Annotated in this window: 11 protein-coding genes; 8 read left to right on the forward strand and 3 right to left on the reverse strand. The window is 68.5% G+C overall.

Features of this window, described 5'->3' with window-relative positions; all coding sequences use genetic code 11:
- Window positions 1–126 precede the first annotated feature (126 nt).
- Window positions 127–1278 (reverse strand): DNA topoisomerase IV subunit A, encoded by a 1152-nt coding sequence (locus tag R3F42_09940; protein ID MEZ5542354.1) that lies wholly within the window; start codon window positions 1276–1278, stop codon window positions 127–129.
- Window positions 1275–2933, reverse strand: coding sequence for a DNA topoisomerase VI subunit B (locus tag R3F42_09945; protein ID MEZ5542355.1), 1659 nt, complete (start codon window positions 2931–2933; stop codon window positions 1275–1277). The genes R3F42_09940 and R3F42_09945 overlap by 4 nt, the downstream gene beginning before the upstream one ends.
- Before the next feature lie 270 nt (window positions 2934–3203).
- Here R3F42_09945 and nth point away from each other — a divergent pair, with 270 nt between their 5' ends.
- The 5 genes from nth to R3F42_09970 all read left to right on the forward strand — a co-directional run bounded on the left by nth (window position 3204) and on the right by R3F42_09970 (window position 8296).
- Window positions 3204–3833 (forward strand): endonuclease III, encoded by a 630-nt coding sequence (nth, locus tag R3F42_09950; protein ID MEZ5542356.1) that lies wholly within the window; start codon window positions 3204–3206, stop codon window positions 3831–3833.
- Window positions 3834–4226: 393 nt separating this feature from the next.
- Entirely contained in the window at window positions 4227–4955 is a 729-nt protein-coding gene (locus R3F42_09955; protein ID MEZ5542357.1) for a glycosyltransferase family 2 protein, read from the forward strand.
- Entirely contained in the window at window positions 4942–5667 is a 726-nt protein-coding gene (locus R3F42_09960) for a VTT domain-containing protein (protein MEZ5542358.1), read from the forward strand. Before R3F42_09955 ends, R3F42_09960 begins: the two co-directional genes overlap by 14 nt.
- Window positions 5668–5757: 90 nt before the next feature.
- Window positions 5758–7260: a glycosyltransferase family 39 protein gene (locus tag R3F42_09965; protein ID MEZ5542359.1), complete on the forward strand. Its 1503-nt coding sequence runs from the start codon at window positions 5758–5760 to the stop codon at window positions 7258–7260.
- On the forward strand, window positions 7241–8296 hold the full coding sequence (locus R3F42_09970) for an acyltransferase (protein MEZ5542360.1): 1056 nt from the start codon (window positions 7241–7243) through the stop codon (window positions 8294–8296). The genes R3F42_09965 and R3F42_09970 overlap by 20 nt, the downstream gene beginning before the upstream one ends.
- Window positions 8297–8323: 27 nt before the next feature.
- On the opposite strand, the gene R3F42_09975 is transcribed toward R3F42_09970, so the two are convergent.
- The gene (locus tag R3F42_09975; protein ID MEZ5542361.1) at window positions 8324–9187 is read right to left on the reverse strand and encodes a sterol desaturase family protein; all 864 of its coding nucleotides are present in this window, start codon (window positions 9185–9187) and stop codon (window positions 8324–8326) included.
- A gap of 219 nt (window positions 9188–9406) precedes the next feature.
- Here R3F42_09975 and R3F42_09980 point away from each other — a divergent pair, with 219 nt between their 5' ends.
- The 3 genes from R3F42_09980 to R3F42_09990 all read left to right on the forward strand — a co-directional run bounded on the left by R3F42_09980 (window position 9407) and on the right by R3F42_09990 (window position 12509).
- Window positions 9407–9808, forward strand: coding sequence for a hypothetical protein (locus tag R3F42_09980; protein MEZ5542362.1), 402 nt, complete (start codon window positions 9407–9409; stop codon window positions 9806–9808).
- Between the two features lie 113 nt (window positions 9809–9921).
- A complete protein-coding gene (locus R3F42_09985) occupies window positions 9922–11187 on the forward strand; it encodes a TolC family protein (protein ID MEZ5542363.1) in 1266 nt (421 codons plus the stop codon).
- The gene (locus R3F42_09990) at window positions 11184–12509 is read left to right on the forward strand and encodes an efflux RND transporter periplasmic adaptor subunit (GenBank protein ID MEZ5542364.1); all 1326 of its coding nucleotides are present in this window, start codon (window positions 11184–11186) and stop codon (window positions 12507–12509) included. The genes R3F42_09985 and R3F42_09990 overlap by 4 nt, the downstream gene beginning before the upstream one ends.
- The last annotated feature ends 7 nt before the right edge of the window (window positions 12510–12516 follow it).

Below are 12516 nucleotides of genomic sequence, written 5' to 3' on the forward strand. Positions count from 1 at the left end.
GTCAAAGTGCTAATGATGCCGCCTGCCGGGTGCCTGTCGCAAGCATCCTGGTCCGGATCGGGCCGGCAGGCGCCGCGCAGAGGCGGCATGAGCCCGCGGCGGGCCGATCCTGCAGCGCCCGTGGCTTCATGGCAGGAAACCGTCCCGGTCCGCCAGCTTGCGCGGGAGATACTCCTCGATCACGAAGTTCAGCCCCCACTTGGCCAGCGCCTGCTGTTCGGCGCGCACGCCCATGGCCAGCAGCTGCTCGATAGCGCCGATCCAGCGCGGCTCGGAGGCGAAGAACGGATCGTGCTGCAGCGCGTCCCGCGCGCGCTTGATGTCGGTCTTGCCGAGCGGATGCGTGGCATCCTCCAGCCGGTAGTCGATGATGTCCTGCGGCGTGACGCCCAGGTACTGCGCGTGCGGCACGCAGAAGAAGCGGTTGATGTGCGCCGCGTTGCCCGACCCGACCTTCAGGGTGCGGTAGATGTTGGCGAAGCCGTAGGGGTCGCAGTCGACGAAGCAGTACACCGGGAGACCCGCGTCCTCGGACAGCCGGCGGATGAAGCGCCGGGTGGCGCGCGTCGGCACGCCGCCCAGCTCCACCAGGATGCAGTTCGCCTGTTTCCAGAAACGGTGGTTGTTCAGGCGCTGGAACATGCCGCCGGTCTCGATCGCCAGGATGAACGCCGCATCGGTGCGGAAGCCCAGGTGCTCCACCGCACGCGGCACGCTCCAGGCGCCGCTGCCGAGGCCGGTGCAGTCGATCTCCAGCGCCGCGCCGCTCTCCGGGTCGGTGTCGATGACCGTAAGCGGTCCCGCCACCGAGCCGCCGTGGGCCTCCGGGTAGAAGCGCAGCTGTTCGCGCGAGAGCCCGTGCAGGGAGGCCAGCGCCTCGATGTCGTCCATGATGGCATCCGACTCGGCCTGCGCGTCGAAGCGGCACTCGCCCCAGTTCTTGCTGATGTAGTAGGCCTCGCGCTTGGTGGCATAGTCGTCGCTCTCGACCAGCTGGCGCGACGCGGCCATCAGGCGCAGCGTCTGTGCGAACGACCGCACCGTGTTCACGGTCAGCGAGCGCGTCTTGTGCGCCCCACCCAGCGCGAAATAGCCTTGCGCCGTGTCGTAGCTCACGTTGGCGAGGCTGCGCACCGGCAGCGCGATGTGCGGCAGTTCGCCCTTTTCAATGCTGCGTTCGACGGCCCGGGCCACGCCGTCGATCAGCCGCAGCGTGAGCGCATCCAGCCGCTCGCGCGCGGCGGCGGCCTCGTCCGCCGCTGTCTCCTGCACCGTCACGGCACCTTCCGGCTGTGCTGCAGCACGTCGTCGAGCCGCGCCACCGTACGGTCGCGCTCGGCATCGGAAAGACCGAGGATCTCCTGCAGCGCGATGCCCACGTGCGGCAGGTAGAGTTCGATATGCGTGCGCCGCTCGTACTCGCGCCTGAGCCGGTGTTCCTGGCGCAGGTACTCAGCCAGCTTGCGGGCGCAGGCCTGCAGGCCGAGCCTCAGCTCGCGGACGATCTCCGGATAGGGCGCGATCGCCTCCTTCGCCTCGGAGGTGAACGGCACCCAGACCGAAGCCACGTGCACCAGGATCGCCAGCGGCGCGACAGGCAGCGCGCCCTTCGGCTGTTGCAGGCCGTAGTTCTTCCAGTTGGTCTGCGTCACGGCACGGGTGATGGCGCAGCCCTCCTGCTGGTAGAGCAGCGGCACCCGGTTGGCGAAGCGCAGCAGGTGGACCGGCGCATCGGCCTGCAGGGCGAGCGCCTCCGCCGTCTGCTTGTGCGCCGCGGCCTTGCGGATGCGGCCGTCCGCAGCCAGCGCGAGGTCGGCTCCGCCCGGGCGGCCATAGGCCAGCCCCACCTCCACCTGGAAGGGATTGCCGCGGTACACCGCGGGCGGGCGCGTCTTCACGACATAGAATTCGGCGTCGATCTCCTTGCGCAAACCCTCGTACAGCCGGTCTTCGCCGATGGGCACGATGCAGTCGGTGCGCGGCGCGCTCACCGGCACCTTGCGGATGGCACGGAAGAGCGACTGCGCCTGCACGTGCGCGATGCGCTTCGGCAGCGAGCGCGCGGTCAGCCTGCGCCCGGCCTGCGCCACGATCTCCCGGGCCGTCTTGCGCCCCACCCGCGAGAACTCGGACTCCAGGAACTGCAGCAGCGTCTTGCTGCGGGTGTGGCTCAGCATCTGGATCAGCGCACCCAGCTCGATACCGTGCGGATGCGGCTTGACCTCGGTCGGCCGCGGCGGCAGCACGGTCGTGCTGCGCATGTATTCGGCCGTCTCGCCGTGCGGCCCCTGGAAACGGAAGCTGACGTGCGGGTTGGCGATGGCGGTCTGCTTCAGGTACATCGCCACGGAGTGCACGCCCTTCTGGTAGCGCCCCTCGATCTCCACCGCCACCCGCGTGCCGTGCGGGCGGTCCCACTCGATCCGCTTCCTGCCGTGCAGCTCGGGCCTGTTCTTCGCGGTATCGATGGTGACGTACAGCTCGCTGGCGGTTGGCTCGTCCGCGACGCGGCTGATCACGTGCAGCGACTTGCCGGTGGTGAGCTGCGCATACATGCACGCCGCCGAGATGCCCATACCCTGCTGGCCGCGCGACTGGCTCAGCTTGTGAAAGCGCGAACCGTACAAGAGCTTACCGAAGATGCGCGCGATCTGGCTCTCCAGGATGCCGGGGCCGTTGTCCTCGACCACGACGTGAAAGATATTGTCGTAGTAATCCTCGATCTCGACCCGGATCCCGGGGAGGATGCCCGCCTCCTCGCAGGCATCCAGCGCATTGTCCACCGCCTCCTTGACCGTGATCAGCAGCGCCTTGGCGGGCGCATCGAATCCGAGCAGGTGGCGGTTCTTGAGGAAGAACTCGGAGACCGAGATATCGCGCTGCCGGGCGGCGAGTTCGTAGGCGGTGCTGTAGGTGGGCTCTGCTTTCGGCATCGATTGATTATCTTTGGCAGCACTGGCTGATACAGACATTGCCGGCATTGATTGCTCTGGCGATTATCAAACTAGCATTTTTGAGCACCGGCCGCAGAAAATCATTATCAAATCGCATCCGTAAACTCGCATCCCTGAGCCATCGTTACCGGGTACCTGGTTTCGCGTGCAAACCCGCTCCATCGCCCTCGCGCATTGCAAATCCACCCGCCTCCTGCAATCCTGCATGTCAGGATACCCTACCCGGCACCGGCTGCCACAGGAACGCCCATGACCGACGCGCGCAGGATCACCCGGGCGCTGCTGCGACATTACCCGGAAGCGGGGCTCGCCCTGCACTACAAAACACCGCTGCAGCTGCTCGTTGCCGTGATCCTCTCGGCGCAGTGCACGGACGCGCGCGTGAACGAGGTGACACGCACGCTGTTCCGGAAGTACAAGCAGGCCGCCGACTTTGCCGGTGCGGACCTGGCCACCTTCGAGCAGGAGATCCGGCCGACCGGTTTCTACCGCAACAAGGCGAAGACCGTGATCAAGTGCTGCCAGCAGCTGGTGGCCGCACACCAGGGCAAGGTGCCGGCGGACGCGGAGGCACTGACCCAACTCGCCGGTGTGGGGCACAAGACCGCGAACATGGTGCTGGGCAACGCCTTCGGCGCGCAGGCGATCGCGGTGGACACCCATGTCGCGCGCGTGAGCCGGCGCCTGGGACTGGCACGGGAAGCGCGCGCCGAGCGCATCGAACAGGAGCTGATGGCGGTCATCCCCCGGGACCGCTGGACGGCCTTCAGCAATGCGCTGATCCTGCACGGCCGGGAGACCTGCACGGCGCGCAAACCGCGCTGTTGCGAATGCTGCCTGTACGCGGAGTGCGGCTGGCCGGAGAAGCCGGACTGCTGACGACGCCGGCGCATGCGCTGCGGGCCCTTTGCCCAGATGCCGCGGCCAGGTAGCGGACGATGCCGCCCGGGAACGCGATCGCGCCCAGAATCCGCGCTTTATTGTTATTTTTCAACATAATACAAGGAATTCGCGGCGCCACCCGGAACGCCGGCGGCGGGCACCCGGGCAAGCGCGCCCGACCGGGGCCACGGTCACAGCCGCGCCCCGGCGCGCATTCGGGGCTGCCGTAGACCGCGTGCCGTAAGCAAACCGTAATATTCGGTGAGTAGACTGCTTCACAGGTCAGCAGAACCGCCCCTGGCGATCCCGCCGCCCGGCTGTCAGCAGCGGCGCGGCATACATGCCGGGCACATGCACTGGCCCTGCGCCCTCACCTTCCGGTATGTTTGCATCCCCATGGACCTGTCAGTCGTCATCCCGGTCAAGAACGAACAGGACAATATTCTCCCGCTGCTGGGCGAGATCCACGCGGCGCTGGAAGACCGCTACGACTACGAGGTGATCTACGTCGACGACGGCAGCACCGACACCACGCCCGCGATCCTCGCCGGCGCACGCGCCACCTATCCGCGTCTGCGGGTACTGCGCCACGACGCCAGCTGCGGCCAGAGCACGGCGGTACGTACCGGGGTGAAGGCCGCCCGTGCCGGCTGGATCGCCACCCTGGACGGCGACGGCCAGAACGACCCGGCGGATATCCCCGGCCTGATGGCGGTGATCCAGGCACCGGAGCGGGCGCCCGACCTGAAGCTGGTGGCCGGCTGGCGCAAGACCCGGCGCGACACCTGGCTGAAACGGATCTCCTCGAAGGTCGCGAACGCGGTGCGGGGCGGCCTGCTGCGGGACCGCACGCCGGACACCGGCTGCGGCCTGAAGCTGTTCGAACGCGAACTCTTTCTCGATCTCCCCTATTTCGATCACATGCACCGGTTCCTGCCGGCGCTGGCGCTGCGCGCCGGCGCCACGGTGCAGTCGGTGGAGGTCCATCACCGCCAGCGCGAGCGCGGCAGCAGCAAGTACGGCCTGCACAACCGGCTCTGGGTCGGCATCGTCGACCTGTTCGGCGTCGCCTGGCTGCAGCGCCGCGCGAAGCGGCCGGTCGCGCATGAAGTCGAATAGCACCCCGCGTATGTCCAGACTCAATCCGCAGGTCTTTCTCAACGGACTGTTGCTGATCGTCACCCTGGCGGGCATCGCCTGGCTGGTGGAGATCACCCCGGTGCGCTCGCTGCTGGACAAGGCCTGGATCGAGCAGGCGGTGCTGGGTCAGGGCATTCGTGGCGAGGTGCTGTTTCTCGGCGCCGGGGCGCTGGCCGTCGCGCTCGGCGCACCCCGCCAGATCGTGAGCTTTCTCGCCGGCTACGCCTTCGGTATCGCGCTGGGCACGGCACTGGGGTTGACGGCGACACTGGCCGGCTGTCTGCTGAACTTCACCTACGCGCGCTGGTTCGGACGCGCCCTGGTCACGGCGAAGTTCCGCGAGCGCGTGCACCGCATCGAGGCGTTCGTGCGCGGCAATACCTTCCAGATGACACTGTTGATCCGGCTGCTGCCGGTCGGCAACAACCTGGTGACCAACCTTGCCGCCGGCGTGGCCGGTGTACGCGCCACGCCCTTCCTGCTCGGCTCGGCACTCGGCTACATCCCGCAGACCTTCGTGTTCGCGCTGATCGGCAGCGGCATCAGCGTCGACCCGCTCTACCGCACCGCAATCGGCGCAACCCTGTTCCTGCTCTCCGGCGTGCTCGGCATCCAGCTGTTCCGCCGGCTCCGCCACGGTCGGCGCCTGGACGCGGCGCTGGAGCAGGAACTCGGCGTGGAAGACACCTGAGTCCTGCACCGGGGTATGACTGCAGCGGATCGTAATGCAGTCGGACAATGCGCGGTTGCACGCGAACGGAGTACGGGCTGGCTGCCCGTCGTGGCACTGCTGCTGGCCGCGGCCGGCTCCCTCCTGACGTTCACCAACCTCGGCGGCAAGGTCTACTGGCACGACGAGACCTACTCCTCGCTGCGGGTGTTCGGTCACACCGGTGCCGAGTACTACGACAGCATGTTCGATGGCGCCATCCATACACCGGCTGAATTGCAGCGCCTGCAGCATATCGATGAAAGCCTGGGTCTGGAGGCCACCTTCCGGGCCCTGGCCAGCCGTCCCGAGCATCCACCCCTGTATTACCTGCTGGCCAGGCTGTGGTCCGTACTGTTCACCGATCCGGTCATCGCGTTGCGCAGCCTCGCGGCCGTCTTCGCACTGCTGATGCTGCCCGCTGCCTACGCATTCAGCCGGGAGCTGTTCGTCGACCCGCGCGTCGCATGGGTCGCCGTCGCCCTGCTCGCGGTCTCGCCGCTGCATCTGTTGTATGCGCAGGAGGCACGCCAGTATTCGCTCTGGTGCCTGGCCATCCTGCTTTCCGGTACCGCCCTGCTGCGTGCGCTACGCAGCGGGCGGCGCCTGGATTTGCTGCTGTATGCATGCGCTATCGCGCTCGGCCTGTACGCCCACATCCTGTTCGCCGTCGCGGTTTTTGCCCATGCCGCCTACCTGGCGCTGCAGCGACGTGCGTATGCACGGCAGGCACTCCAGGGCTGCGCCCTGGCACTGGCCGGCGGCGTGCTGGCGTTCCTGCCCTGGGCCCTGCTGTTTCTGACGGCACTGCCTGACGTGGCCCGGGTGATCGGCTGGATGGAGCGCCCGCTCGCCATATCCGCGCTTATGCTGAGCTGGGCGACCAGCATCAACCGGGTATTCTTCGACTTCCCCGGCAGCATCGTGCTCGCGCCGGTGAGCCTGGGACTGGTGACCGCGGCGCTGGTCCTGCTCGTGCGACGCACACCACCACAGCACTGGCTGCTGCCGGCGCTGCTGCTGGCAGTCACCGCCGGCGTCGTGATCGTGCCGGACCTGCTGGATGAAGGCCGGCGTTCTCTGCATACCCGCTATCTGCTGCCCGCGCTGCTGATGCTGCAGCTGGGCGTAGCCTGGCTGATCGGCTGCAACCTCGTGCTGCGCACGCGCCGGGGCATGCTCGCCGCGGCGGCAGCCCTGCTGCTGGTCGGCGGCGGCCTGGCCTCGCAGCTGGCCATCGTTGCCTCCAATCAATGGTGGAACAAAGGCTTCAGCGCCGGGAATGCCGACATCGCCGCCCGCATCAATGCCGCGGAGCGACCCCTGCTGATCAGTACCATGGGAGAAGTCAATCCGGGCGAGCTGCTCTCCCTCAGCTACTATCTGAAGGACCAGGCACGCCTGCTGCTGCTGCATGACTACAAGCTGCCGGAACTGCCCGCCGGATTCGACCGCTATTTCGTCCTGCGCGCGATCTGGGACACGGCGCAGGCGCAGCAACGGGGTTACCGACTGGAACGCCTGACCCGGGACCGGGTCCTGTGGGAGCTGCACCATGATGAATCGCACCGATAGTGCACCCGGCGACGCGCCGGCCGGGGGCAGGGCCCCGCAGCCGGACAGCGCCAACGCAGGCCGGGATGCGGCCATCGATTTCCTGCGTGCTGCCGGCATCCTCTACATCGTCGGTTACTGGCACCTAGTGCCCTACACGCAGTCCTTTCCCGGCTATGGGAACATCTACACCGAGTTCCTCAAGGACATTGCACTCGGCAGCTTCGTGTTCTGCTCCGGCGTGCTGCTTGCCCGCCGCCCGCTCGCGCCGTCCTGGTCCGCGCTGGCCGCGTTCTACCGGCGGCGCGTCCTGCGTATCTACCCGCTGTACGTGATCGCGCTGCTGCTCTTCGGCGTCGCCGGCCTGGCCAGTCAGGCCGTGGTGCTGAACGCGCTGCTGTTAATGTCCATGTTCCTGCCACCGGCGCCCTATACCCTCTGGTTCGTGTGCATGATCATGACCTTCTACCTGCTGACGCCGCCGCTGCTGTGGCTGGCCGAGTACCCGTACGCCTTGCTGCTCGCCGGTTCCACCCTGCTGGCACTGGGAAGTGCCTGGCACCTGGCGGTGCATCCACTGGACACACGCCTGCTCCAGTACCTGCCGTGTTTTCTGGCGGGCATCGCCTGGACACGTATGCCGGCGCTGGCCGGCGCCTGCGCCAGACGCAGCGTGCTCGTGCTGGGTGTGCTGGTCGCGGCCTTTCTGTGGTACCGCGTGCTGTACGGACAGGGGCTGGAGGCCGCCCTCGGCCGGATCCCGGCCATCCTAGCCGGCACCGTGCTGCTGTACCAGAGCAGCGTGCGCCAGGCGGGATACCTGCGCGCGCGGTGGCTCACGCATCTCGCCTATGCCAGCTTCTGCATTTACCTGTTCCACCGCCCGGTCTTTCATTATCTGATCGGGCTGCACTTCCCGGAAGACGCCTGGCTACGGCTGGCCTGGCTGCTCGGCGTGGCATTGCCGCTGACCGTGGTACTGGCCTACGCCGTGCAGACGAGCTATGACCGCCTGCTCGGCTACTTGCAGCCGGCGCGCACGCCCGCGGGACCGTGACCGCGCCGCGGGTCGTGCGGGCGCCGGCTAACGCTCATCGCCCTCGCGCCACTGGCGGCGGTTGATCGCATAGCCCCGCACCCCGCCGACGAAAGGGATCGCCAGCATGCCCGGCAGCCAGCTGCACCAGCGCTGGCTGCGGAAGGTGTGGATGCCGATGGTCATGCCCGTATGGCCGGCGCGCGGCTGGGCGCGGTAGGTGCCGAACAGGCGGTCCCACCAGGGCAGGTTGAAGCCGAAATTGCTGTTGGTCTCGTCGTCCGCGACGGAGTGGTGCACGCGGTGCATGTCCGGCGTGACCAGCACCAGCCGCAGCAGCCGGTCGATGCGTGATGGGATGCGGACGTTGCTGTGATTGAACATGGCCGTCGCGTTCAGCAGCGCCTCGAACACGATCACGGCAACCAGCGGCGGGCCCAGCAGCAGGATCACCGCGAACTTGATCAGCATGGACAGCAGGATCTCCAGCGGATGGAAGCGCGCCCCCGTGGTCACGTCGATGTCGAGGTCGGCGTGATGCACGCGATGCAGGCGCCACAGCAAAGGCACCGCGTGCACCATCACGTGCTGCAGCCAGATGCAGAAGTCGAGCACCACGAGCGCCGCCACGAACGCCACCCAGGGCGGCACCGTGACGTAGTTGAACAGGCCCCAGCCCTGCGTAGCGGCAAATACCGCCATACCCACCGCGGCGGCGGGAAACAGCAGCCGCAGGATGAGACTGTTGAGGAACACCAGGCCGAGGTTGCTGGCCCAGCGCACGGCCTTCGGCGCCTGCAGGCGCCGCCGGGGTGCGAGCAGTTCCCACACCGCCATGACGGCGAACACGCCCAGGAAGCAACCCAGGCGGATCGTGACCTCGTGGTCCAGGATGAAATCGTTCAGGTTCATGTCCCACCGCCCCGCCCTGCGTCCTTCACTGTGCCCGCCCGGCGCCGAGCCAAGCGGCGCACCCCGTTTTCGATACTATAACAGCCGCTTGCGGCCCGGTCCGGCGCTAAAGCGGGCGCCCGCACACCCGATAACCGCTAGAGCACCCGGATGCGCGGCGGACACCGCGCAGCACCCGGGTGCTTGCCGCACCGACAACGCCACGGGTAGACTGAAATCGTGAACCACCTGCAGCGCCAAATCCATCGCCACCGGCGATATCTCTGGCTCCTGATGGCCGCGCTGTGCCTGCTGCAGGTCCTGCCACTGCACCTGCACCTGCACCACACCGATCACGCCGGTGCGGGCAGCCTCGCGCATGCCGCCGACGTGCACATCGCGACCAGCCCGGACGACCGGGAGCACCATCGCGACGCGCATGTCATCGATCTCGATGCCAGCAGCATCATCAAGTCGCCGGACAGCGATCCCGTTGTCCCGCTGCAGTGGCTTTGCCTGTTCACGCTCGCGTTCATGCTACGCGTCCGCTACCGGCAGGTCCGCCCCGTCACGACGGCGGCGCCACCGCCACGACCTCGCTACCTCGCGTTCGCACCCCAGCGCGCACCGCCGCGCGCCTGACGCTCCCGTACCGGCATGGCACCGCGCCATGACCGTTCGCGCCTGCCGCCGGCAGGATCGTCAACCTGAATCGCGCCGTAACACATCCGCTGCGGCCGGGAGAATCCGGACCCATGAGACAACGCCTGCTGGTATGGACGGCGGCATGCTGTGCGCTGCTCACGCTCTGCAGCGGCAATGCCGCGCCGGACGCTGCCGGCCTCACCCTGGACGAGGCGCTCGCGCGGGTGCTGGAACGCAACCCGACCCTGCAGGCCGCAGGCCTCGCCAGCCGTGCGGCCGCGGCGCGCATCCGCCAAGCCGCGCAGCCCAATCCCTGGCGCGCCGGGCTCGAATTGGAAAACTTCGCGGGCAACGGCGCCACGCGCGGCATCGCCGCGCTCGAGACGACACTGAGCCTGTCGCGCGTGCTGCAGACCGGGGCGCAGCCGCGGCTGCGCGGTGAACTGGCGCGACAGGAAGCGGCCCTGCTCGACACCGAGCAGGAAGGGCAACGGCTCGACCTGCTGGCCGACGGCGCACAGCGTTTCATTGCCGTGGCGGCCACGCAGGCCCGCGTGCAGATCGCGGCAGCCGCACGGGACGCGGCCGCGCTCACCCTGGCGGCCGTGGAGCGCCGCGTCCACGCCGGCAAGTCGGCGGACGCCGAGCGCGCGACGGCGGCGATCGCGCTGGCGCGCGCCGAACTGGACCTGGCCGGTGTGGACAGCGAGTTCGAGAGCGCACGCCAGGCGCTGGCCACGACCTGGGGCGAGACGGCACCCGACTTCGACCGCGTGGCGGCAGACCTGTACGACCTGCCGGCAGTGGCTCCCTACGCCACGCTGGAGACCTGGCTCGCGCACAACCCGGACCTTGCGCGCTACGCCACCACGGCACGTATCAACGCGGCGCGCGCGCAACTCGCCCGCGCCGCGCGCCGCCCCGATGTTGAACTGGCCGCCGGCGTGCGCCACCTGAGCGAACCTAACGATACGGCGCTGGTGCTTTCCGCCAGCCTCCCGCTCGGCGCGGCGCGGCGCGCCGGACCGGCCATCGACGAGGCCGAGGCGCAGACGCTACGCGAACCGCTGCTCGCGGAGGAACGCCGGCTGGCGCTGCACAGCACGCTGTTCGCGCTGCACCGGCAGCTCGCGCACGGCCGAGCGGCCGTCGCCATCCTGCGCGAGCGCATCATACCGGCCGCCACCCGGGCGCTGGACGATTACCGGCGCGGCTACGACGCCGGGCGCTATGCCTGGCTGGAACTGGTCAACGCCCAGGACACCTTGCGCGACGCGCAGCGCGAACTGCTCGATACGGCCGCGTCCTGGCACCGCACCCGCATCGAACTCGACCGCCTCACGGGCGGCCGGCTGCTGACAGGAGACGCATCATGAAGCGCAGCCCCCACCTGCTCCTGACCCTGCTGCTGACCTCGGGCACTGCCACCACGACGTTGCTGCAACTGCACGCCGCCGACATGCACGATCACGACCAGGGTCCGGCTCACACCCACACCAGCGCCGACGGGCATGACGACGAACCCGAATCGGAACACGCGCATGGCCACGGCCACGACGACCACGCGGAGGTCGTACCGCGCGGCCCGCACGGCGGGCGCCTGCTCGCACACGACGGTTTCGCACTCGAGATCACGCTCTACGAAACCGGTGTGCCGCCCGAGTTCCACGTCTATGCCTATGACGACGGCGCCCCCGTGGCGCCGGAGGCGGTCACGCTGCAGATCGCGCTCGCCCGGCTCGGCGGCCGCACCGACCGCTTCGACTTCCTGCCGCAGACGGACTACCTGCGTGGCCAGGGCGAGGTCGGGGAACCGCACTCCTTCGATGTCAGCGTCAAGGCCCGCTACCTGGACAGGGAATATCAGTGGCACTACGAGAGTCACGAGGGGCGCACGCACATCGCCGCGGCCATGGCGCGCGAGGCCGGGATCGCAACGGCCACCGCGGGGCCGGCCGGCATCCGCGAAACGCTGGTGCTGACCGGACGCGTGCGCACCGATCCGGACCGCCTGTCGCGCGTACGCGCACGCTTCCCCGGGGTGATCCAGTCGCTGCGTCGCGAACTCGGCGACACGGTGCAGGCCGGTGACACGCTGGCGAGCGTGCAGAGCAACGAGAGCCTGCAGAACTACGCCGTGCAGGCGCCCATCGGTGGCGTGATCGTCACGCGCAGCGCCCAGGTGGGCGAGGCCACCGGCGACGATCCGCTGTTCGTCATCGCCGATCTGTCGCAGGTGTGGGTCGAGCTGGACGTGTTCGGGCGCGACCTGCAGCGCGTGCGCGCGGGCCAGGCCGTGGCGATCGAGACCTTCGACGGCTACCGTGCCAATGGCGTGATCGACTGGGTGTCGCCGCTGGCCACGCATGCCAGCCAGAGCGTATCCGCACGGGTGCGCCTGCCCAATCCCGACGGCGCGCTGCGCCCGGGCCAGTTCGCGCAGGGCGAGGTCACCGTCGCCGAGCATACCGTACCGCTCGCCGTGCGGCAGTCGGCCGTGCAGCGTTTCCGCGATGCCGCGGTGGTGTTCGCGCGCTACGGCGAGACCTACGAGGTGCGCATGCTGGAGACCGGGCGCCATAACCGCGAATGGATCGAGGTGCTCGGCGGGCTCGAGCCGGGCACCGAATACGTCACGGTCAACAGCTACCTGATCAAGGCCGACATCGAGAAGGCCGGGGCCGGCCACGAGCACTGAGGTCGCC

It is taken from the genome of Pseudomonadota bacterium (assembly GCA_041395565.1).
In the GTDB taxonomy this organism is placed as follows: domain Bacteria; phylum Pseudomonadota; class Gammaproteobacteria; order UBA9214; family UBA9214; genus UBA9214.